Annotated in this window: 16 protein-coding genes and 1 pseudogene; 6 read left to right on the top strand and 11 right to left on the bottom strand. The window is 70.8% G+C overall.

Going from position 1 to position 22,299, the window contains the following annotated elements; translation table 11 throughout:
- Position 1: 1 nt before the first annotated feature.
- From ACYVF7_RS27705 to ACYVF7_RS27695, 3 genes and pseudogenes are all read right to left on the bottom strand, one after another.
- Complete coding sequence (locus tag ACYVF7_RS27705) at positions 2–1,120, bottom strand: trans-sulfuration enzyme family protein (RefSeq protein WP_460346518.1); 1,119 nt, start codon at positions 1,118–1,120, stop codon at positions 2–4.
- Between the two features lies 1 nt (position 1,121).
- Positions 1,122–2,428, bottom strand: a pseudogene (locus tag ACYVF7_RS27700) (aminotransferase class V-fold PLP-dependent enzyme).
- Positions 2,421–3,197, bottom strand: coding sequence for a hypothetical protein (locus ACYVF7_RS27695; RefSeq protein WP_460346516.1), 777 nt, complete (start codon positions 3,195–3,197; stop codon positions 2,421–2,423). The pseudogene ACYVF7_RS27700 and the gene ACYVF7_RS27695 overlap by 8 nt, the downstream one beginning before the upstream one ends.
- Positions 3,198–3,439: 242 nt before the next feature.
- On the opposite strand from ACYVF7_RS27695, the gene asnB reads away from it, so the two are divergent.
- The 5 genes from asnB to ACYVF7_RS27670 are packed head-to-tail and all read left to right on the top strand — an operon-like array spanning position 3,440 to position 10,504.
- Positions 3,440–4,885 carry an asparagine synthase (glutamine-hydrolyzing) gene (gene asnB / locus ACYVF7_RS27690; protein WP_460346514.1) on the top strand — a complete coding sequence of 482 codons (1,446 nt, stop codon included), beginning with the start codon at positions 3,440–3,442 and terminating at the stop codon, positions 4,883–4,885.
- Positions 4,803–5,315 carry an asparagine synthase-related protein gene (locus ACYVF7_RS27685; protein WP_460358140.1) on the top strand — a complete coding sequence of 171 codons (513 nt, stop codon included), beginning with the start codon at positions 4,803–4,805 and terminating at the stop codon, positions 5,313–5,315. The genes asnB and ACYVF7_RS27685 overlap by 83 nt, the downstream gene beginning before the upstream one ends.
- Before the next feature lie 56 nt (positions 5,316–5,371).
- Positions 5,372–7,276, top strand: coding sequence for a non-ribosomal peptide synthetase (locus tag ACYVF7_RS27680; protein WP_460346512.1), 1,905 nt, complete (start codon positions 5,372–5,374; stop codon positions 7,274–7,276).
- 1 nt (position 7,277) lies between these two features.
- A complete protein-coding gene (locus ACYVF7_RS27675; protein ID WP_460346510.1) occupies positions 7,278–9,671 on the top strand; it encodes a condensation domain-containing protein in 2,394 nt (797 codons plus the stop codon).
- On the top strand, positions 9,668–10,504 hold the full coding sequence (locus tag ACYVF7_RS27670; protein WP_460346508.1) for a thioesterase II family protein: 837 nt from the start codon (positions 9,668–9,670) through the stop codon (positions 10,502–10,504). The genes ACYVF7_RS27675 and ACYVF7_RS27670 overlap by 4 nt, the downstream gene beginning before the upstream one ends.
- 168 nt (positions 10,505–10,672) lie before the next feature.
- On the opposite strand, the gene ACYVF7_RS27665 is transcribed toward ACYVF7_RS27670, so the two are convergent.
- Positions 10,673–12,025 carry an acyltransferase family protein gene (locus ACYVF7_RS27665; RefSeq protein WP_460346506.1) on the bottom strand — a complete coding sequence of 451 codons (1,353 nt, stop codon included), beginning with the start codon at positions 12,023–12,025 and terminating at the stop codon, positions 10,673–10,675.
- Between the two features lie 209 nt (positions 12,026–12,234).
- Between ACYVF7_RS27665 and ACYVF7_RS27660 the strand changes: the two genes are divergently transcribed.
- Complete coding sequence (locus ACYVF7_RS27660) at positions 12,235–13,410, top strand: acyl-CoA dehydrogenase family protein (RefSeq protein ID WP_460346504.1); 1,176 nt, start codon at positions 12,235–12,237, stop codon at positions 13,408–13,410.
- Here the strand turns inward: ACYVF7_RS27660 and ACYVF7_RS27655 are convergent.
- From ACYVF7_RS27655 to ACYVF7_RS27625, 7 genes are all read right to left on the bottom strand, one after another.
- Entirely contained in the window at positions 13,401–15,077 is a 1,677-nt protein-coding gene (locus ACYVF7_RS27655) for an AMP-binding protein (protein ID WP_460346502.1), read from the bottom strand. The genes ACYVF7_RS27660 and ACYVF7_RS27655 overlap by 10 nt on opposite strands.
- Positions 15,078–15,122: 45 nt before the next feature.
- Positions 15,123–15,875: a helix-turn-helix domain-containing protein gene (locus ACYVF7_RS27650; protein ID WP_460346500.1), complete on the bottom strand. Its 753-nt coding sequence runs from the start codon at positions 15,873–15,875 to the stop codon at positions 15,123–15,125.
- A 74-nt stretch (positions 15,876–15,949) separates the two neighbouring features.
- The gene (locus ACYVF7_RS27645; protein WP_460346498.1) at positions 15,950–17,083 is read right to left on the bottom strand and encodes a nucleotide disphospho-sugar-binding domain-containing protein; all 1,134 of its coding nucleotides are present in this window, start codon (positions 17,081–17,083) and stop codon (positions 15,950–15,952) included.
- A gap of 77 nt (positions 17,084–17,160) precedes the next feature.
- Positions 17,161–18,384, bottom strand: coding sequence for a cytochrome P450 (locus ACYVF7_RS27640; protein ID WP_460346496.1), 1,224 nt, complete (start codon positions 18,382–18,384; stop codon positions 17,161–17,163).
- Between the two features lie 48 nt (positions 18,385–18,432).
- Complete coding sequence (locus ACYVF7_RS27635) at positions 18,433–19,848, bottom strand: metallopeptidase TldD-related protein (RefSeq protein ID WP_460346494.1); 1,416 nt, start codon at positions 19,846–19,848, stop codon at positions 18,433–18,435.
- Positions 19,845–21,347 carry a TldD/PmbA family protein gene (locus tag ACYVF7_RS27630; protein ID WP_460346492.1) on the bottom strand — a complete coding sequence of 501 codons (1,503 nt, stop codon included), beginning with the start codon at positions 21,345–21,347 and terminating at the stop codon, positions 19,845–19,847. Before ACYVF7_RS27630 ends, ACYVF7_RS27635 begins: the two co-directional genes overlap by 4 nt.
- Positions 21,348–21,431: 84 nt before the next feature.
- A complete protein-coding gene (locus tag ACYVF7_RS27625) occupies positions 21,432–22,190 on the bottom strand; it encodes a DUF899 family protein (RefSeq protein ID WP_460346490.1) in 759 nt (252 codons plus the stop codon).
- Between the last annotated feature and the right edge of the window lie 109 nt (positions 22,191–22,299).

Genomic DNA, 22,299 nt, shown 5'->3' with positions numbered 1-22,299 from the left:
GTCACAGCGCCGCCAGCAGGTCGTCCACCAGGTCGGCGGGGTCCTCGATACCCGCCGACACCCGGATGAGGTTGTCGGTGATCCCGAGCCGCAGCCGAATGTCCCGCGGGACGGCCGCGTGCGTCATCGTCGCCGGGCACTCGATGAGGGACCGCACGCTGCCGAGGCTGACCGCGCACGCGTACAGCCGGACCCGTTCCAGCAGCTTCGCCGGATCGCCCAGGTACTCGAAGCTGACAATCGATCCGGGCGCGGACATCTGCCGCGCCGCCACCTCGTGTTGCGGGTGCCCGGACAGCCCCGGATAGTGCACGGCACCGACGGATTCAGCGCCGCGCAGCGCCTCGACCACAGCCCGCGCATTGCCGACCTGGCGGGCGACGCGCAGCGACAGCGTCTTGAGGCCGCGGTGAACCAGGAAACAGTCGAGCGGGCCGGGCACGTTGCCGACGGCGGTGCGGTGGGAGCGGAACTCCTGGTGTAGCTCCGGGTCGTCGTACACCAGCGCGCCGCCGAGCACGTCCCCGTGGCCGGCGATCGACTTGGTCGTACTGTAGAGCGTGATGTCGGCGCCAAGCCGTAACGGCTGCTGCAGGCATGGTCCGGCGAAGGTGTTGTCGACCAGGACGCGGGCGCCCCGTTCTCGCGCGCGCCGGCACACGGCCGTCAGGTCGGCGACCTTCAGCAGCGGGTTGGTCGGCGTCTCCACCCATATCAGCCCGACGTCATCGCCGAGCGCCGCGTCCAAGGCGCCCGGATCGGTGAGGTCGACATGGTCGGCGCGCACGCCGTAGCGCACCAGCGTGGCGAACAGCGCGTGCGTGCCCCCGTAGACGTCGTCGGAGGCGATCAACCGCCGACCGGGACCGAGCAGCGTCAGCGCGGTGGCGCCGGCCGCCTGCCCGGAGGAGAACACGGTCGCGTAGCGGGCATCTTCCAGGGAGGCCAGACAGCGTTCGAGGCCCTCCCTCGTCGGGTTCTCACCTCGCGCGTAGTAGTACCGCGGGGGGTCCTGGACGCGGCGCTCGAACGTCGTGGAGACGTGGACGGGCGCTATGACGTCGCCCGTATCAGGGTCCGCTTCCTGGCCGACATGGACCAGTCGGGTGTCGAACCGCATGTCACAGGAAGCGCGTCGTCGGGTGCTCGGCCGTCCACGTGCCGGGGCCCACCGACCGCAGGGCCTCGGCCACGAGATCGACCTCCTCCTCGGAGTTGTACACGCCGAAGGACATCCGCACCGTGCCGAGCAGCCCCATGCCGTCGAGGAAGGTGCTGGCGCAGTGGACACCGCTGCGCACCGCCACGCCGTGGGCGTCCAGGTGCCCTCCGACGTCGTACGGGTGGATGCCCTCGACGACGAAGGAGACGATCCCGCTGGGGTCGGCGCCTGGGTCCCCGACCACGCGGACGCGGTCGATACGGCCCAGTACATCGATAGCGTGCCGCACCAGGGCCGCGTCGTGCCGCCGAATCGCGTCCCGGCCGAGCCGCCGGAGGTAGCGCAGCGCGGCCGCCAGGCCGACCGCGCCCTCGATGTTCGGCGTGCCCGCCTCCAGGCGCGCCGGCGTGGGGACGTAGACGACCGGCTCGGTATGGCTGACGCCCTTCACCGTCCCGCCGCCCACCTGGTACGGGGGCAACTCGGCGAGCAGTTCCCGTTTGCCGTACAGGACGCCGATGCCCATCGGGCCGTAGGTCTTGTGCCCTGAAAAGCAGTAGAAGTCGGCGTCCAGCGCGCGGACGTCCACCGGCCGGTGCGGTATCGCCTGCGCCCCGTCGACGACGACCGGGACTCCGTGCCGGTGCGCGTCGGCGATCATCGTGCCGAGTGGGTTGACGGTGCCGAGCACGTTGGACACGTGGGCGACGGCGGCGAGGCGCACCCGCGGTCCCAGGGCGGCGGAAAGTCGGCCGGCTCGACCCGGCCGTGCTCGTTCACCGGCACGACCACCAGCTCGGCGCCCGACCTTTCGCACAGGCGCCGCCACGGCAGCAGGTTGGAGTTGTGCTCCATTCCGCTGACGACCACCTGGTCTGCCCTGCCGACGATGCCGCCGCCGAAGGCGTCGGCGAGCAGGTTGACCGCATCGGTCGTGCTCCGGGTGAATACCACCTCGTCGGCGTGTTCGGCGTTGAGCTCCTCCTGGACAGTGGCCCTGGCCTGCTCGTACCGCTCGGTCGCCGTCCGGCTGAGCCGGTAGTAGCCGCGGCCGACGTTGCTGTTGGCGGTGGAGTAGAACTCCACAATCGCGTCCAGTACCGCGCGTGGCTTCTGCGTGGTCGCGGCGTTGTCCAGGTAGACGAGCGGCCCATCGGCGGCCGCGCCGTTGAGGATCGGGAAGTCATCCCTGGTCGATGCGGGGATGGACGCCGGGTCGGCGACCCGCTCGAACGGTCTCGCCCGGGTCTGCGCCAGGTCAGGCATCGGTGCTTCCTCTCCACTGGAACATGCTGGGGAAGGCGTCGACGAGCCGTGCGGGGAAGGCGAACACCTTCTGCTCCGGATACGGGCGTCGGTCCGGCGGCCCGCCGGACGGCTTCGGGGCCTGCGCCACGTGCGGTCCGTAGAAGAACCAGCAGATCTGCGCGACGTGCTCGGTGAACAGAACAGTGTGCACGCCCGTCGAGTACATCCGCATCTGACACAACCCGGCCAGGAACTCTCCCTCAGGGCCGAAGGACGTGCCGAGCATGAGGTGCCCGAACACGTCGTGTACGGCGCGGAACAGGTCGTTGTAACAGAACTCCACGCCGTCCACCCGCACTCCGGACGGTTCCCTCAGCGGATGCGGGCCCTCAGCGGGCGATGGGCCGTGCGCCGCGACGGTGAGCAGCACCCGGAGCTCGCCGCTGCGGCGCACCGCGTCGCGCAGTTCGCGCGAGTTCCGATATGGCTGCCCCTCGCCCAGCCAGGGCCGCACCGAAATGCCGGCGCCGACGACCGCCTCATACTGGCGTAGGGTTTCGCTCTTGAACCGGTCGTAGCGTCGGCGCAAGTCGTCGTCGCAGGCCATCGCCGGGGCACGGTCGTAATACCCGGCAACCCAGCGGCAGTAGCGCTCGTCGATCCGCACGCAGGCGTCCGCCAGTCGGGAGATACCGCCGCCGTACCGCTCCTCTGGGGCCAGCCACCGTTCGATGTAGCGCTGCGCTACGGATGGCAGGCCGGGCGCCGCGAGACGCTCCCCGGTCACCGTCTCCTTCTTCCCATTCACGAGAACATCAGTTATTTCACTTGACTATCATATAGTAGATGGCGTCGTCACTGTAGGAGGCGATCAACTGCCCGCCCTCACCGAAGAAGGGCTTCCCCTTCTCCCAGATTGCTCGATCGAACAGGCGGAAAGGGTGATCCCTTCAGCGTACGCAACGCCCCAGATACGCTGTTGAGCCGACCGCGCCAGCGGAATCGGTCCTACACGATTCTCAATACTTGATGGAGACTGTCGCTGAGATGTGCGGCATTGCGGGGGTCATGGCCCTCGGGGACGGCCCCGCCGCCGACCCCGCGGTCCTCGCCCGGATGACCGCGACGCTGGCCCACCGCGGCCCGGACGCCGAGGGACGGTTCGTCGCCGACGGCGTCGGCCTGGGCGTCCGTCGGCTGAGCATCATCGACGTCGACCACGGTGACCAGCCGATGTACAGCGAGGACGGCAACGCCGTGCTCGTCTGCAACGGCGAGATCTTCAACCATCGGGAGCTGCGCGCGGACCTCGCCGCGCGCGGCCATCGCTTCCGCACCGCCTGCGACGTGGAGGTGCTCGTCCACCTGTACGAGGAGGAGGGCACCGGGCTGCTCCACCGCGTGAACGGCCAGTTCGCCTTCGCGATCTACGACCGGCGCGAGCGCCGGCTGTTCCTCGCGCGCGACCACCTGGGTGTCCTCCCCCTTCACTACGCGACCACGCGCGACCAGATCGTCTTCGGGTCGGAGGCCAAGGCCGTGCTCAACCACCCGGCGGTGGCGCGCGAGGTGGATCTGGTCGGGCTGGACCAGGTGCTGACCTTCCCCGGACTGGTCAGCCCGCGGACGATGTTCCGCGACATACACAGCCTTCCGGGCGGCCACTATCTGCTCGTGCGGGACGGGACGGCACGCGAGTTCCGCTACTGGGACCTGGATTACCCGCTGGACGGATCGTCGCCGCAGGAGCCGGACGAGTACTACGTCGAGACGCTGCGCGATCTTCTGGCCGAGGCGGTCCGGCGGCGCCTCGATGCCGACGTCCCGGTCGGCTTCTACCTCAGCGGCGGCCTGGACTCCTCGCTGATCGGCGCCCTGATGGCACGGATGGCACCGTCCGACGCGCTGTCCATCACCTTCCCGGACGCCGCCATCGACGAGTCGGGCTACCAGCGTCTCGCCGCGCGCCACATCGCCGCCCGCCATCATGAGGAGCGGGTCGCGGTACCCGATCTCATCGAGGGCCTGCACCAGATGGTGCGCCACGCCGAATGCCCGGTGAAGGAGACCTACAACACGTGCTCACTCGCCCTGTCAGCGCTGGCCCGGCGGAACGGCATCAAGGTCGTCCTCAGCGGGGAGGGTGCCGACGAGCTGTTCGGCGGCTACCTCGGCTACCGGTTCGACCGGCTCGGACAGAGCCGGAGCCGCCTGCGGGGCGGCCTGGGCGACGCGCTCGAGGCCGAACTGCGCGCCTCGCTGTGGGGCGACCCGGACCTGTTCTACGAGCGCCGGTACCACGAATGGCGGGCGGCCAAGCTCGACCTGTACTCCGAGGGCGTCCGTGCGATGTTCGACGACGTCGACTGCCTGCGGCACCCGCTCGTCGACCATTCCCGGCTCGCCGCGGCACAAGGTCCACCAGCGCTCCTACCTCGACGTCAAGCTCCGGCTGTCGGATCACCTGCTCGGTGATCACGGGGACCGCATGGCCCTGGCCAACTCCGTCGAGACCCGGTTCCCGTTCCTCGACCTCGACGTCGTCGAGTTCGCCACGACCGTCCCGCCACGCCTGAAAGTCCACGAGCTCGGCGAGAAGTACCTGCTTAAGCGGGTCGCACGGGACCTGGTGCCTCCGGAGATCATCGATCGCGAGAAGTTCGGCTTCCGCGCCCCGGGCGGCCCGGCGCTGCTCCGGCGGAACGTCGAATGGATCGGCGATCTGCTGTCGCACGACCGGATCAAGCGACAGGGGTACTTCGATCCTGTCGTCGTCGACCGGCTCCGATCGCGTTACCTGCGCCAGGGGTTCGACGTCCATCCTCACCTCGGCGACGACCTGCTGATGGTGGTGCTGACGTTCGGGATCCTCCTGGAGACGTTCGACCTCGCCGACCATACGTGATCCCGGCCCACCGGCCGGCCGTGCCGCCGGAAGGGCCTGGAAAGGAAGGAGGGACGGTGGCCTTCGAAGCCATCCAGACGCTCGTCCAGCGGTCGATCGAACGATTCCCGCACCGGGTGGCCATCGAGTGCCCCCACGGCCGCCTCACATACGCGGAGCTGGACGCCATGGCCGATGGTGTCGCGGGCCGCCTCGCCGCGCGCGGTGCCGGCCCCGGATCGGCGATTCCCGTGCTCGCCGACGACCGCAGGGAGATCACCGCGGCGCTGCTCGGCATCCTGCGTGCGGGCGGTGTCTTCGTGCCCCTGGACCTGACCGTGCCTCCGCTGCGGCTCGAACGGATGCTCCGCGACGTCGAGCCCGCATGGGCGGTCGTCGGATCCACCGCGGGCGACCTGGCCGACTCGCTGCTCGCAGCGGCGCCCACGGCCGTCACGGTCGAGGTCGGCGCCGACGCGGCGGTGGCCCCCGTGGACGTGCGGCACGTCCCGTCCCCCGACGACCCCTGCTACATCTTCTTCACCTCGGGCTCGACCGGGCGCCCGAAGGGTATCGTCGGCCGGCTGAAGGCGGTCGACCACTACATCCGGTGGGAGACCGAGCTGCTGGGAATCGGCCCCGGATGGCGCGTCACCCAGCTCGCCTCTCCGGCGTTCGACGCGATGCTGCGCGACGTCTTCGTGCCGCTGTGCACGGGCGGGACGGCCTGCGCGCCGCCCGCCGAAGCGCTCGCTGACCCCGCCCTTCTCGGCCGGTGGATCGACCAGGAGCGGATCGACCTCGTGCACTGCGTCCCTTCGCTGTTCCGCGGCCTGGCGCGCGGACACTGGACGTTCGGGTCCCTGCGGTGCGTCGCGCTGTCCGGTGAGCGGCTGCCAACAGATGACGTGCGACGGTGGTTCGACCGCTTCGGCGAGCGGATCAAGCTGATCAACCTGTACGGACCATCGGAGACAACGATGACCAAGACATACCACGTCGTCTCCCCCGCCGATGCGGACCGGCCGTCCATCCCGATCGGCCGGCCGATGCCCGGCGCGGAGGTCGTGCTGCTGGACGAGCGGAACCGGTCGGTGCCGACCGGCGCCATCGGCGAGATCCACCTCGGCACGCCCTTCCGGTCGCTCGGCTACCACCGGCTGCCGGAGGCCACCGCACGGGCGTTCGTGCCCGACCCGCGCACCGCCGGCCACGACGCCGTCCTGTACCGCACCGGGGACTTCGGCCGTCTGCTGCCGGACGGCGTGCTGGAGTTCCTTGGCAGGAAGGACCATCAGGTCAAGGTCGGCGGCGTCCGGGTGGAGCTGGAGGAGGTCGAGGCCGTCCTGCGCGAGCATCCGGCCGTCACCGGCGCCGCGGTCGTCGCCGCGGAAGGGGACGCGGACACCGACCCGTATCTGTGCGCGTTCGTCGAGCTCGCCGACGAGGCCGGAGCCGGACCGTCGCCCGGCCGCCTTCCCGAGCGCATTCGCGACCGGCTCCGTGACCACCTGCGCGCCCGGCTTCCCGCCGGCGCGGTCCCGGCCGTGTTCGTCCCCGTCGCCGAGCTGCCCCGGACACTCAGTGGGAAGATCGACCGGCCGGCGCTCCGGGTCCCCTCGGCCGCCGCGCCGCCCGCCGTGGGCCGCGTCGCGCCGCGCACCCCCACCGAGCAGATGCTCGCCGGGCTGTGGCGACGTCTCCTCCCGGCCGCGAACCTCGGCGTACGTGACGACTTCTTCGAGTCGGGCGGCACCTCGCTGCTCGCCATGGAGCTGCTGACGCGGGTGGGCGAGACCTTCGGGGTGGAGGTCGCCGTCCGCGAATTCCTCGCCGCGCCGACCGTCGAGGCGCTCGCTGCCCAGATTGAGAGCTCGATCATGGACGGCGACGACGAACCCGTCGACGACCTCCTCGACGCCCTGACCGACCTCGGCGCGACCGACGGTCGTCGGTCGTCACCGACGCGGAACGAGGCCTGAGGTGGCCGCGCGCGAACGGCCGGCGAGCGACCCGGCCGGCGCGATCGCAGCACGGATCGAGGCCGCGCTGCTCCAGCACGACGACGTCGTCGACTGTGCGGTGGTGGTCCAGGACGGCGGCCCTGCCGACGACCGCCACTGCGCCCGCTGCGGGATCACCGCACGGTACCCGGGCATCTCCTTCGACTCCGCCGGCGTCTGCGGCCTGTGCGAGATGTACGCGGCCAACGCGGCGAAGATAGGCGCGTACTGGAGCGAACCCGAGGTGCTGGTCCGACGCCTCCGCGCCGCCGCCGAGGCCGGCGGGCCCGCGCACGACTGCCTGTTGCTGTTCAGCGGCGGCAAGGACAGCACATACGCGCTCTACCGGCTGGTCGATCTGGGCCTGCGGGTCATGACGTTCACCTTCGACAACGGCTTCATCTCCACCACCGCGCTGCGGAACGTCGAACGCGTCACCGCCGCGCTCGGCGTCGAGCATGTGACGGCCAACCGGGCCGACCAGAAACGGATCTTCCTGGAGAGCCTCCAGCGGCACAAGAGCGTATGCAACGGGTGTTTCCGCTCCCTACTGGAGCTGAGCACCGAACTGGCCCACCGGCGCCGTATCCCCACCATCGTCACCGGCCTGTCCCGCGGCCAGATCATCGACGAGCGTCTGTCATGGTTCCACCGGCGCGGCGTGTTCGATCCGGAGGAGATCGACCACAAGCTCGCCGTCGGCCGCGGCATCTACCACGGCTCCGGTGGAACGATCGATCCGGCCGCGGTCGAGGCTGTGGAGGTGGTCGACTTCTTCCGCTACTCAGGCGTCACCAAGGACGAGATCCGCGACTTCCTGCGGGGCCGTTCCGCCGCCTGGACCCAGCCGGGCGACACAGGCTTCTGCAGCTCCAACTGCGTCATCAATGACGCCGGCGTCTACGTCCACACCCGCGAGCGCGGCTTCCACAACTACGAGGCGCCGACGCGCTGGGAGGTACGACTCGGGCACCTGCGGCGTGAGGAGGCCGACGCCGAGTTGCGGGCGCCCCTCGACGAGGCACGGGTTCAGAACATGCTCGCCCATATCGGTTACGCCGCGGACGGCAGCGGCGGGCCCGGCGACCGGCTCACCGCCTACTACGTGACGCGCGGCGAAGCGGACCCCGACGTGCGGGCCGCCGTCGCGCGGCTGGTCCCCGCGCCACTGCTCCCGGCACAGTGGCTCCGCGTGGACCGGATCCCGCGCGCGTCCGGCGCCGTCGTCACCGACCGGCTCGCGCCACCGCGGCCGACCAGGTTCGGCGCCGGCCCGGCGGCCGAACGCCACGCGGACGGTGACGGGGCGCCCGACGGCCTGACGCCCGCACGGACGATCGTCCTTGAGGGGGACCCCGCCGCGCGCGAACGGCGGGCCCGGGCCCTGCTGCTGGAGTCGGCCGGGCCGAGTGACCCCGTAAGTGTCAGGAAGGCGACGCTGGACCTGCTGCTCCGGCACGACGCCCTCCGGACCCGGTTCGCCCACCGGGCGGGTGAATGGCACGGCTATGACGGTGGGCTCGGCGGCCCGCTGCCCTTCCTGCGCCTGGACCTGTCCGGCCACGAGGCCCACATACCGGACCTGGTCCCGGCGATCGTCGAGCGGATCCGGTCCCGGCTGCGCCTGGACGGCGGCCCGCTGCTGCGAGTCGCGTTGATCCGCCGCGACCCGCGAACGGAGTGGCTGCTGCTGGTGATCCACGAGCTCATCGCCGACGTGCCGTCGTGGCGGCCGATCCTGGCCGGCCTGTGCTCGGCATGGCAACCGCCTGTCGCCGGCCACCCGCGCGAAGCCCCGGCCCCGGTGCGGTCCGGCCGTGACGTGGCCGACCCGGCCGACCCTGCCGGACTGGATGAGCCCGGTGAGACGGCCCGGATCCGCGTGCGGTGCCCGGCGCGGTCGCCGGTACAGGCGGACGCGGTGCTTTCCACGCTCGCACCGTTGCTCGCCGAGTGCCTGGGCGACGACCGCCCGACCATGGACGTCCTCGACCACACCCGTCACGGCGAGCGGCGGGAGGTCGGCGCCTACACCGTCGCGCGCCCCATGGTCCTCACGCCCGGCGCCGCCCCGGCCCCCGCCGCCGCGGGCCACGGCCCCGTCACCGGCCGGTACGAGCACTTCGGTGACCTGGCCGGTCTGCTCCCTCCCGGCGCACCGCTGGCACTCGACCCGGCCGAACTGGTCGACTACACGGTCCTGCCGGGACCCGATCCGTACACGCTGTCGCTCGGCTGCTCCATCCGGAACGGCACTCTGCGCCTCGACTGGCGATGCGGCGACGCGCTGCGCCGGCGCCTCCTGCGCGCCGGTGTGCCGGACCGGGCCGCCCGCCTGCTGCGCGAGGTGGTCGGGGATGGAACGCCGCGATGATCAAGCCCGTGCCGGGATCGCCCCGCGGGAGGCGCGCCGGAGTGACCGGTCCGTGGATAACCGAGCTGCGGGCCTCCCCGGGACGGCCGCGCGGGCGGGTGCTGGCCTTCCCGCATGCCGCCGCCGGGCCGAACACCCTGCTGCCGATGCTGGATCGGCTACCCGAGACATACGCCGTGTTCGGCGTCACCCTTCCCGGGCGCGAACGCCGCCTCCATGAGCGGCCTCCCGCGGCGCCGGTGGACGCCGGGGCGGTGCTGGCGGGGATCCTTGACGACTTCGTTCGGCTCCCGCCCGGCCCGACGGTTCTGTTCGGGCACAGCCTTGGGGGCGTGCTTGCGGCCGAGTTGGCGCTGGCCGCTCCCGAGCGGTGCGCCGGGGTCGTCGTCAGCGCCTGCCACGCACGGGGGCCGGCGGCCAGAGGAGCCGGCGACGCCGCTCTGTCCGACATGGTCCGGCGCGGCGGCGGCGCCGCGGCCGAACTGCTGCGGGAGCCGTACTGGCGCGAGCACATCCTCGCCCTGCTGCGGTTCGACGTCGCGCTCGGCCGACGGCTGGCGCACGACATCGACCGCGGACGCCTGCGGGTTCCGCTGACGGTGCTGGGCGGAGACCGCGACGAACTGCTTCCGGTCCCGGAACTGGCGTCATGGCAGGACCGGGCGGGAGCGGGAATGCGGACCCGGGTCCTGTCCGGTGGCCACTTCTACCTGCTGGACGAGACGAACCGCGACGCCGTCGCGGCCGAGATCGCCCGGAGCATCGAGGCCGCGCACCCCGGCAGGGAACGGGGCGGCGGGTCGCCGGTCGCGAATCGACTGCCACCGGACTGACGCACCGCTGGCCGCGGGACCCCTGGTCGCCGCGACCGGCGGGCGGCCCCGCACCGGGCTGGACGCCGGGGCCGCTGGGACGAGGCGTCGGGCGCGACGGTGAGGCGGCACCACGGCGCGCTGATACGGGCGCGGCCGCCGGCCGTACACACGGCGGCCACGCCCGGGTCAGCGACGTTCGGTCTCCTCCTCGACGGCATCGCGGTGCGCGGGACGCCGGAAGTGCGGCACCGCTTCGTCGGCGGCTTCCGGCGGGGCCGCAGCGTCGCCCGGCGCGATGGTCACCACGCTGAATTCGGCAGGCGCCTTGCCCAGCCGTTTCCGTAGTTGCATGGCGGGGCGCTCGACGAGGAAGTAGCTGAGGGTCGCGATGCCGACGCTACCCACGAAGACGACCGGGAGCAGCCTGAAGAAACCGTCCGCCCCGATCACTTGCTTGTTCCAATAGTAGATGACCGCCAGGTGCCAAAGGTAGACGCCGTACGAGATACGTCCGAAGAAGAGCATCACGCGATTGGTCAGGACCGCATTGATGAAGTGTGACCGTGCGTTCGGAATCGTCAATGGTGCCACGAGCAGCAGGCTGAACGCCAGGTACATCAGGTGCTTGTATATCCCGCCGCTCATCGACAGGTAGTTCGCGCTTCCCGGATCGTCGAACGGTGAAAAGCACAGCATGGCGAACACAGCCAACGCACCGTACCAGCACACTATCGGCTTCCGCATGACCAGTCGGTAAGGGGCGGGCACCTTTTCCGGCGATATCTCAGCGGCAGCCGACAATGTCGCCAGAGCCATGCCGATGGCGATGAATCCGATCCATTTCGGTGGCCATTTGTCTTGCATCGGAGACGGCCCGAGGGAAGGCAGGTACGTGTAGGCGGCGTACACGAACCCCACGACGACGGGAATGATCAGGGCCAGCAGAATCCGCCGGGCCCTTGCCATCGGGTCCGCAGCTCGGCACGCGAAGCGGTGCAGGATCCAGGCGAAGATCGGCAGGGTGAAGTAGAAGACGACCTCGGTGGAAAGGCTCCAGCTTGGCTCCAGGCCGCGCACCCAGCCGTTCTTGTCGTAGATCTGCAGCAAGAGCAGCGGGCGCACGACACTCCACACGCCGTTGATGGCGTGCCGGTTGAACAGCAGCAGCGTCACGGCGAGCGCCGCCCAGTATGCGGGCAGGACGCGCAGCACCCGTCTCCAGAAGTACGGCCCGAGGGCGGGCCTGGGCGTGCCGACCAGCGTTGTGAGCACGAACGGGCGGTACAGCAGCGTGCCAGAAAGCACGAAGAAGATGGGCAGGCTGATGTGCAGCTGCCACAGGATGACACCGGCGAATCCGTTGCCCGGATACGTCAGGCCGGGAATCTCGTTCCACTTCACCTGACCGGCGAAGAATCCGGTTTCGCTGACCAGCACGCCAAGGGCGGCGATCCCCCGCATTCCTTCAAGCTGCGGGAAATAGCGCCGCTTCGTCGCACGGGTCCGCATGTCCTGATCGGGCATGCTCTGCTCCAGCATAGAAGGCTCCCTGATGTGCGGTCAGACCTGACCAGCTTCGGCCCGGCACAACCTGGACGCAACTCCCAGATTGCTATCTCCGTGGCCGCACCAGGAGAGGAGCGCAACGCGGGAGATGCGGCGCCGCCGACCAGATGTGAGGCTGAATCCTGACCGGCTCAGGCAACCGGCCGACCTGCGGACGCGACCCGATGACCCCAGGGAGACAAATGATCGACTACCGGTTGGACGACGAACGGGAAGCACTGCGCAAAAACGTCGAGCACTTCGCCCGGACCGAGGTGGCACCGGTCATCGGCGGATTCTACGAACGGCAGCAATTTCCCTACGAGCTGGTCGCCGAGATGGGCCGGATGGGTCTGTTCGGCCTGCCCTTCTCCGCCGCGTACGGGGGCATGGATCGCGACTACTTCACCTTCTGCCTGGCGCTCGAGGAGCTGGCGCGGGTCGACTCGTCCGTCGCGATCACCCTTTCGGCCGGCGTCTCCCTCGGCGCGATGCCGATCTTCCGTTTCGGCGACCCCGCGCAGCGGGAAGGGTGGATGCCCGCGCTCTGCTCCGGCGAGGCATTGGCCGCGTTCGGCCTCACGGAGCCGGGCGGCGGCACCGATGCGGGCGCGACGCGAACCCGCGCCGTGCCGGACGGGGACCACTGGGTGATCAACGGCGGCAAGTCCTTCATCACGAATTCCGGCACGGACATCACCCGGCTCGTGACGATCACCGCGGTGACCGGCGTTCGAGCGGACGGAGGCAAGGAGATCTCCACGATCGTCGTGCCTTCCGGCGCCCCCGGCTTCTCCGTGGCGCCGAAGTACTCCAAGGTGGGCTGGTGCGCCTCCGACACCCACGAGCTGTCGTTCTCGGACTGCCCGGTGCCGGCCCAGAACCTCCTCGGTGACCGCGGTCGTGGCTACGCGCAGTTCCTCGCGATCCTCGACGAGAGCCGGATCGCGATCGCCGCGGTCGGTGTGGGGCTGGCGCAGGGCTGCGTGGACGAGTGCCTCCGGTACGCCCGCGAGCGTGTCGCGTTCGGCCGTCCCATCGGCTCGTTCCAGGCGATCCGGTTCACGATCGCCGACATGGAGGCACGGGCGCACACCGCACGGCTCGCCTATTACCACGCTGCCGCGAAGATGCTGCACGGCGCGCCGTTCAAACGGGAGGCGGCGGTCGCGAAGCTGATCGCCTCGAACGCGGCGATGGACAACGCGCGCGACGCCACCCAGATCTTCGGCGGCCGCGGTTTCATGAACGACGCGCCCGTGGCCCGCTTCTACCGCGACGCGAAGATCCTGGAGATCGGCGAGGGCACGAGCGAGGTCCAACGCATGGTGATCGCCCGTGACCTCGGCCTGCCCTCGCCTGCCGGATCTCAGGACTGAGGGGTCTCCCCGAGACCGCGTGACCGGAGGAGCTCGGCGGCGCGCTCGCGCAACTCCACTTTCCGTACCTTCCCGCTCGCGGTCATCGGGAAGGCGTCGACGGTACGCACGTACCGCGGGATCTTGTAGTGCGCCAACCGACCGCGGCAGAACTCCCGCACCGATTCGGCGGTGGGCGGTTCGGCACCCGGCCGCGGCCGGATCCAGGCCATCAGCTCCTCCCCGTAGCGGTCGTCGGCCACGCCGACCACCTGCACGTCGAGAATGTCCGGATGCCCGTAGAGGAACTCCTCGACCTCCCGCGGGTAGATGTTCTCCCCGCCGCGGATGACCATGTCCTTGATCCGCCCGGTGATCATCAGGTATCCGTCGCCGTCCATGACGGCCAGGTCACCGGTGTGCATCCAGCCGCCCGCGTCAATGGCCTCGGCGGTCCGGTCCGGCTGCGCCCAGTAGCCCAGCATGACCGAGTAGCCCCGCGTGCACACCTCGCCCGGCACGCCGCGGGGGACGGTGCGGCCGGTCGCCGGGTCTACGACCTTGATCTCCACGTGTGGGCCGGCCCGGCCGACGGTGGACACCCGGCGCTCCAGCGGGTCGCAGGGATGGGTCTGGGTCGCCACCGGCGACGTCTCGGTCATCCCGTAGCAGATGGTCACCTCCGCCATGCCCATCTTCTCGATGACCTGCCGCATCACCTCGACCGGACATGGCGAGCCGGACATGATGCCGGTTCGCAACGATGACAGGTCGAACGATCCGAACTCCGGGTCGGCGAGTTCGGCGATGAACATGGTCGGCACCCCATACAGCGACGAGCAGCGCTCCGTCTCCACCGCCGCCAAGGTGGCCCGCCGGTCGAAGGACGGCGCCGGGATCACGACGCACGCCCCGTGGGTGGTCGCCGCGAGGTTCCCCATCACCATGCCGAAGCAGTGGTAGAAGGGCACCGGGACGCAGATCCGGTCGTTCTCCGTGTAGCCGCATCGCTCGCCGACGAAGTATCCGTTGTTGAGGATGTTGCGGTGCGACAGGGTCGCGCCTTTTGGAAGCCCCGTGGTACCCGAGGTGTACTGGATGTTGATCGGATCGCCGGGGTCCGGCTCCGCGGGCAAGGCCACGCCGTTGTGGCCGGTCCGGGTCGAAACGGCGGCCCAGCCGTCCCCGCCGATCATCAGCACGTGCTCCAGCGACGGACACCGCGGCCGTACCTCGTCGATCATCTTCCGGTAGTCGGAGGTCTTGAACCTCGCGGGCGCCGCCAGCAGCCGGACGCCGGCGTGGTTCAGTACGTACTCCAGTTCACTGGCGCGGTAGGCCGGGCTGATGTTCACGAGGATCGCGCTGATCGTGGCCGCAGCGTATTGGAAGATCATCCACTCGGCGCAGTTCGGCGCCCAGATGCCGACCCGGTCGCCCGGCCGGACGCCCAGCTCCAGCAGGCCGAGCGCCAGGGCGTCGACCTCTGCGCCGAACGCGGTGTAGGTCCATCTCCGGCCGGTCGCGCACTCGACGAGGGCCTCCCGGTCGCCGTACTCGCGTACGCTCCGGCGGAGGTTCTCGCCGATCGTCTCCTCCAACAGTGGTACCTCCGACCCGCCGATGGACCTGCTCGGCGGCGCCGCCGGAGCTCTCGCGGGCCGTGGAGTCGGCTCGGACTCGGCCATGTCTGCATTCCCCTCGTCGCGGTCGGCCGGAAGGTTCGGGACTCCTCATCCCACCTGCCTGCGCAGTGGCGCCGGTGGAGGGACCGGGAACGGGAGCAGGACCGGGGGGTCCAGCGTGTGCATCGGCCGTAGCTGCAGGTCGGCCCGCACTGTCACGGTGTCGGGCTGGATGGTCATGGGCCCGTGGCCGGCGACGGCCGGCGGCCGGTCGCCCGCGCCGTCGGGGCCGTGGCCGGAGTGGGCGAGCAGGTGCCAGGTTCCCGGCGGCACGCGGTCGAGCGCGTACGGTCCGGGGTGCTGGAGAATCACATACCGGACGGGATGGCCCTGCTGGATCCGGTCCGGGAACAGGCCGACCAGGGTGGGGCCGGGCGCACCGGTCGGCGACGGCCGGATCTCCCCCCGGATGACGGCCAGCCGCCGGCCCGCTCCGCACCGGCCGCCGTCGAGGGCCATGAAGCGCCTGTGACCGCCGAGCCGGCGGTACCCGGTGGGCGCCAGCCCCACGGCGTCCTTGAAGCGCCGGCTGAAGGTGCCGACGCTGGCGTACCCGACCCGGTTGCTGATCTCGGTGACGCTCAGGGACGTGGCGAGCAGGAGCCGCTTGGCCTCCTGCAATCGCATGGCGGACAGGAACCGCCGGGGCGAGACGCCGGTGGCCTGCTGGAAGACCCGGCAGAAGTGGAACTTGCTGAAGATCGCCGCACGCGCCATGTCGTCGATGGTGATCGGTTCCCCGAGGCGGTCGCGCATGGCTGCGATCGCGTTCTCGACGGCTCGCTCCACGTTCTCATCCATCGCGCGTCTCTCCTCGCCGCGGCCGCACTGGAGGGTGCCCGGCCACCTGGAACCCGCAACGCGTGGCGGTGCGGTCAGCCGAGATGCTCGATGATCCGCCGGGTTACATCGGCCGGCGTGGGCAACGCGATCATCTCGCGCCGGACCTCGGCCGTCGCGGCGCGGATCTGCTCGTCGGTGATCAGCCGCGTCAGCAGGGCGGTGTCGATGTCCTCGCGCGCGCTCACCAGGCCGATTCCGCTCTTGCGCACCGCGTTGAACGTCGTGTACTGGAACTGATCGCGTGGGTCGGGCGCGACGAGCTGCGGGATTCCGGCGTCGACGGCGGTCAGCGCGGTGCCGCCGCCGCCGTGGTGGATCACCGCGGCGCAGGTCCGCAGCAGCGCGTTCAGCGGCATCCAGCCCATGACACGCACGTTCGGCGGAAGTGGGCCCAAAGGCCCGGGGTCGACGTCGCCGAGGGCCAGCACGAACTCGGCGTCGACGCCGGCGGCGGCGGTGACGATCGGGTCGAGCTCATCGACCGCGAAGGTCTGCAGCTCGATGGTGCCCATCGTGACGGCGACCCTCAGGCGGTCCGGGCGCGGGGGCAGCCGGTCGCCCAGCACCCCGCCGCCGCCGTAGGGCACCCATCTCATGAACCAGCCCTCCGGCTCCTCCCCGACCAGCATGCCCGGCGGGAACGACTCCAGGATCACCTCGGGCCGTCCGATGCTGATGCCGTAGCGTGCGGCGAAGTCCGTCAGGTGCTCGGCGATCGCCTCGTGCATGCGTCTCGTCCGCCAGGCGCTCATGTTCCGCTGCACCGCGGGCACCCGGGCGCGGGCCGCGGCGAACAGCCCGGCGGTGGTGCCCTGATCGTAGACGACCAGGTCGGGATGCCAGTCGTCCACCAACGCGATGATCCTGTCCATCATCACCCGGCTGACGCCGGCGAGCGCGGGCGCCCATTCCTCCAGGTTGATCGCTGGTTTGGTGGCCACCGTGTCGAAGAAGTCCGGATGTTCGCGGACCAGCCGCTCATTCAGCGCCGCCACGTCGTAGTCCGGCGCGACGTCGACGACCTCAAGGCCGGCGGCGGCGGCCGCGTTCGCGTGGTCAGCGATGGTGACGACGACCTCGTGCCCCATCGTCCGGAACGACCAGGCGAGCTGGACCAGCGGGAAGAAGTGACCGAGGCCCGGATGGGAGCAGAACAGGACGCGCACGGAAGGATCCTCTCGTCACAGCGATCGTTATATGAATTTAAAGCAAATGCCTCCTCTGTACAATGTGGTGCCCGGCCTCACCAGGTGACCGGCAGCGCGCGCAGTCCGAAGATGTTCGCCCGCTCCTTCACGGACAGGTCCTCGATACGAACGGCCGGCCGCAGGGCCGGGATCCGGCGAAACAGCGTGTCGAGGACGACCTGCAGCTCCAGCCGCGCCAGGCCCTGCCCGATGCACCGGTGCCGTCCGACGCCGAAGGAGAGGTGCGGGACGCTCGCGCGGCCGATGTCGAACTCGTCCGGGCGATCGAAGACCTGCGGATCGCGGTTGGCGGCCGGCCCGACCACGACGACGCCCTCTCCCGCCCGAATGGTGACGCCGCCGACCTCGACGTCCCGCAGAGCGGTCCGCGCCGTCGCGGCGTTCACGACCGTCAGGTACCTCAACAACTCCTCGACGGCCGAGGGGGTCAGGCCCGGGTCGCCGAGCATCGCCGCAAGCTGGTCCGGATGCTCCATCAGGGCGAGCGCCCCGAGCGCGATCATCTCGGCCGTGGTCGAATGCCCGGCGACCAGCAGGACGAACGCCATACTGACGACCGCCTCGTGGTCGACGCCACCCGCGGCGCGCTGGCACATCAGCAGTCGGCCGAGCAGGTCATCCGGAGACTCGCGTTCCTTCTCCCGTACGAGGGTGTCGAGAAAGGCCCTGACCTCGTGCGCCGCCCGCGTCCGCTCCCGGGCCGGCACATCACCGAGCATCCGGAAGGTGCGCTCCTCGAAATAGTCGTGGTCCGCGTACGGGACACCGAGAAGCTCGCAGATCGTCAGCGAGGACACCGGCACGGCGAGCGAGCGCACCAGGTCGACCGGGCGCGGTCCGGCCAGCATCGCCGCCACCCGCTCGTCCACGATCCGCTGCACGCGAGGGCGCAGGGCCGCCATCCGCCGGGCGGTGAACTCGCCTCGAACCGAACCGCGGACGGCGGTGTGCTCAGGCGGGTCCAGCCAGTTCATCGGCGGGCGGAATCCCCGGAAGGAAGCCTGCCGGTCAGTCTCGGTGACCGGCACGAACCTGGGAAACCCGTCCCGGCGGCGGTCGACGCTCATGCCGGGGTCGGCGAGCACCCGACGCGCGTCCCCATGCCCCGCCACCAGCCACGCGGTATTCCCGCCGCGCATGCGGACCCGTACGACCCGCCTCTCCGCGCGCAGCCGCTCGTACTCCGGGGGAAGGACGAACGGGTGATCCCTGGCCACCGGGAAGAGGACGAGCTCACCGCGGGCCGGCCGGATGGTCATCGTACGGTCTCTCCTTCCGCCGGGCGCGGCCGGCCGACCGAACCCACGTCATACGGCCCGGCTGGCCGCGGACAATGTGAAGTCGGCGACGCGCAGCGGCGGCATCGCCACCCGCACCGAATGGTCGTCCCACTCCCTCGGCAGGCAGCGTTCGGTCCGGCCGACCTCGATCACGCGCTCCAGCAGACCGGCCGCGCTCTCGTTGAACCGGAAGTTGCCGACCGCGCCCACGACCTCCCCGTCCACCACGAGGTGAACGCCGTCACGCGTGACCCCGGTCAGCAGCGCCGTGCGGGGGTCGACCTCCCGCACGTACCACAGCGAGGTCAGCAGCAGCCCGCGCCGCGTGCCGGCGATCATGTCGGCGAGCGCACGGCCGCCCGGGGGCCCCTCCAGGATGAGGTTGTCGACCTTCGGGGTGAGCGGCTGCCCGGTCGCCCGCGCCGTCTGGCGGGACTGGATCAGGGCGGTCAGCACGCCGTCGTTGATCCACTTTGCCGCCGGCAGCGGCAGGCCGTTGTCGAACACCGACACCGAGCCGGCGGAGACGCGAGTGAACGTGTCGGCCGCGGCCCGCGCGATCACGAAGGGCGCGCAACGCAGCGCATCCTCCGCCGGGTCGCTCCGCAGGGTGAGCGGCGCCTCGGTGAGGCGGTCTCCGATCCGCGTCCGTCCGGACGGGCCGCTGAACACCGTACGCCCATCCATCGCGTCCTTGGCTCCCGCGGCGTGGTAAAGGCTCACCATCAGATCGGCGACACAGGACGGCGACAGCAGTACCTCGTAGCGTCCCGGGGACAGGTCGGCGCGTCGGGCCGACCACAGCAACCGGTTGCCCAGCCGCCGGTCCAGGCCGGTCACGTCGACGTCGGCGAGGTCGGTCACCGCGGTGCCCTCCCACGCCGACGCGGAGTGCCCCGCCGATCTGGCGGTCATGTCCACCAGCGCACCGGGCCGTACGTGCCGCAGACGCAGGCCGGTCGACGAGCCGAGGCAGGTGGTGTGCACCCGCTGCTCCGCGTAGCCGTAGAGCCCGCGGTGTTCGGCGTCGGCCTGCCGGAACGCCGTGGCCAGGGCGGGAACGAACCCGGCCAGCGCCCCGACTGGAACGGCCGGCGACGAGTCGTGCCAGTCGTCGGCGACCGTGCCTCTCACCGGCACGGTCGGGGCGTCCTCGACCGGCGGTGCACGCCGCGCGGCCTGGTCGGCCGCCCGCAACAACTCGCTCACCGCCGCGTCGTCGACGGCACCACCGCGCGAGACGACGCCCGAGGCCGCTCCGGCCGCGCCGGACATGAACGCCACCACGGTGAGCCGGCGTTCCTCGGCGGATCCGTTGACGGTCAGGGCGTTGCCGGCCCAGCGGACATGCACACCGGACGTCTCGTCGGCGATCACGACGTACTCGCCGGCGCGCCCGCCGATCTCCAGGGCCCGGTCGACGAGCCGCGAGCCGGCGCTCACAGCGCGGCGTCCGCGGTGTTGAGGACGCGCACGCCCTGGAACACGGCGGTGGGACAGCCGTGACTGGCGGCTCCCGTCTGCATCGGCTGTCCCTTCCCGCAGAGGTCGGCGCCGAAGAGACGGTACGTGTGGGGGCCGCCGAGCGCGGTCAGCGCGGACCAGAACTCGGTGGTCGCGGCCTCGTACGCGACGCCGTCAAGCTGGCCGTCGAGCCTGCCGTTCCGGATACGGTGACAGCGCTGCGCGGTGAACTGAAAGTGCTCCCGCCGCATGTCGATGGACCAGCTGTCGGACCCGACGAGGTAGATCCCGTCCTCCACCCCCGCGATCAGCTCTCCGGTGCCGGGGCCGCGCGGCGCCGGGCACAGCCCGACGTTGGCCATCCGCTGGATCGGGGCGTACGCCGCCGACTCGGCCCACGCGCAGCCGTTCGAACGCGGCGCGCCCGCCAGCCGGGCGGTCCGCCGGTCACACTGGAAGCCGACCAGAACGCCCTCCTCGACGAGGTTCCACGACTGCGCGGCCACCCCCTCGTCGTCGAACCCGGTGGTGGCCAGCCCGTGTTCGGCCGTGCGGTCGGCGGTCACGGTCATCAGCGGCGAGCCGTAGCGCAGGATGCCGAGCCGGTCGGGCGTGGCGAAGCTGGTGCCCGTGTAAGAGGCCTCGTGGCCGAGCGCGCGGTCCAGCTCCGTAGCATGGCCGACAGACTCGTGGATGGTCAGCCACAGGTTCGATGCGTCGACGACCAGGTCGTATCGGCCCGGCTCGACCGGGCGCGCGCGCAGCTTCCCGGCGAGCAGCTCTGGCAGCTCGGCCAGCTCGGCGTCCCAGTCCCAGCCGTCGCCCGACATGTACTCCCAGCCCCGTGCCGACGGCGGCCCGAGTGTCCGCATCATCGCCCTGGAGCCGGTGCGCGAGTCCGCCCCCTGCGCCAGGAGCAGCGGGTGCAGACGGATCCGCCGCTGGGTAGTGACGGTGCCGGCCAGATCGGCGTAGAACCGGTCCTCCCGCACGGCTGTGAGGAACGCCAGGACGTGCTCGACCGGCGCGGCGGACAGCAACCGCCCGCTCATGTCGGCCATCAGCGCGACGCGGTCCGCCTCCGGCACCTCGAAAGGGTCGATCCGGTAAGCGGACGTCCACTCACCATCGTGGTACACCGGCTCATCGACCGGCTCCGCCGCGGACGTGCTCAGGACGGCGCAGGCACGGGCCATGGCGACGGCACGCTCCGCCGTCTCGGCGGCCGTCTCGGCGGTCAGAACGCACGCGGTGGCGAATCCCGGCGCTCCGCGGTGGATCAGCCGCACCGACAGCGCGGTGTCCGTCGTGTCCATGCCGTCCTGGGGAGCGGCGTCGCGGAGTAACGAGCGGGCGGTACGGACCCGGGTCAGGTGGAAGGAAGCGTGCGCGGCGCCCAAGGCCGCCGCACGTCCCAGCGCCGCGTCGGCGAGGCGCCCGACGGCGGCACCGAGGTCCAAATCGGTGGAACGATGCACGCTACCTCCGACTGGAAGGCGCGCGGGCGGTCTCGCGACGGCAGCCCCGCGGGTTGACCGTAACGCGACGATACTATCTCATTTTCAATGATTCTGGTCAGAATCCGAGGACGTTCGGGATCCCGCCGGAGGCTCGATCGCGCTCGCGGCGGCGTAGGCGTTGCCGGCGTACCACTCCCCCCGGCCACCGGGCAGCAGGTCCAGGACGTTCCATACCGGTGACAGCAGGTCGATCCCGCGCTCAGCCCCGTCGACGAAGTTGGCCGGCAGCGTGTAGAAGTGTCGCACCCGGTCGCCGTCCCGCACGAAGACGCTCGCCATCGGCCGTTGCGACCCGTCGGCCTGCTCGGCATGCATGTCGGCGTTGAAGGTGGTGCCGTGGCTGGACAGGACGCGCAGGCCGTCCCAGCCGCGCCGCCGCGCCCAGGCGCTCAGCTTGCCCAGCGGGGCCTTGGCCACGACGGCGAAGGCCGTGTGCTGCTCGATGTGCCCGCGGACCCCGTGGAATCCGTCCACCCACATCGAGCACATCGGACACGCCTCGTCGTCGTCCGGATGGAACATGAGGTGGTAGACGACGAGCGTGTCGTGGCCGCCGAACAACTCGCGCAGCGTCGTGGCCCGGACCGGCTCCACGGCGGCCAGGTCACGCGGCCCCTCCGCGAAGGTGTACTCGCCGACGACGGCGCCCGCGGGCAGCCGCCGCCGCGCCGCGGCGACCTCTTCGATCTGGTCGCGCAGCAGCCGTTCCGCCCTGGCGAGGTCGATGCGGGCGGCGATGTACTCACGGCTGGTCCCGACCGGCCACATCGGCGGTATCTCCTGCTCGCCGACGTCACCCATGGCTACGACCCCCCAGCGCGACGCTTCTGAAGTCTCCCGAGAGGCTCACTATACGATGAACAAGCGTGCTGCGACGCCGATCGGCCGTCACCGATGGGAACCGGCGGCG

The sequence above is a fragment of the Actinoallomurus acanthiterrae genome, from assembly GCF_054775715.1.
The sequence above is the reverse complement of the archived record's forward strand: the minus strand, read 5'-3'. Positions and strand labels throughout refer to the sequence as shown.

Excerpts from the sequence above, each read along its gene's own strand:
- ACYVF7_RS27705 (WP_460346518.1), bottom strand. The coding sequence starts at position 1,120 with ATGCGGTTCGACACCCGACTGGTCCATGTCGGCCAGGAAGCGGACCCT.
- asnB (WP_460346514.1), top strand. The coding sequence starts at position 3,440 with ATGGAGACTGTCGCTGAGATGTGCGGCATTGCGGGGGTCATGGCCCTC.
- ACYVF7_RS27670 (WP_460346508.1), top strand. The coding sequence starts at position 9,668 with ATGATCAAGCCCGTGCCGGGATCGCCCCGCGGGAGGCGCGCCGGAGTG.
- ACYVF7_RS27665 (WP_460346506.1), bottom strand. The coding sequence starts at position 12,025 with ATGCTGGAGCAGAGCATGCCCGATCAGGACATGCGGACCCGTGCGACG.
- ACYVF7_RS27660 (WP_460346504.1), top strand. The coding sequence starts at position 12,235 with ATGATCGACTACCGGTTGGACGACGAACGGGAAGCACTGCGCAAAAAC.
- ACYVF7_RS27655 (WP_460346502.1), bottom strand. The coding sequence starts at position 15,077 with ATGGCCGAGTCCGAGCCGACTCCACGGCCCGCGAGAGCTCCGGCGGCG.
- ACYVF7_RS27650 (WP_460346500.1), bottom strand. The coding sequence starts at position 15,875 with ATGGATGAGAACGTGGAGCGAGCCGTCGAGAACGCGATCGCAGCCATG.
- ACYVF7_RS27640 (WP_460346496.1), bottom strand. The coding sequence starts at position 18,384 with ATGACCATCCGGCCGGCCCGCGGTGAGCTCGTCCTCTTCCCGGTGGCC.
- ACYVF7_RS27625 (WP_460346490.1), bottom strand. The coding sequence starts at position 22,190 with ATGGGTGACGTCGGCGAGCAGGAGATACCGCCGATGTGGCCGGTCGGG.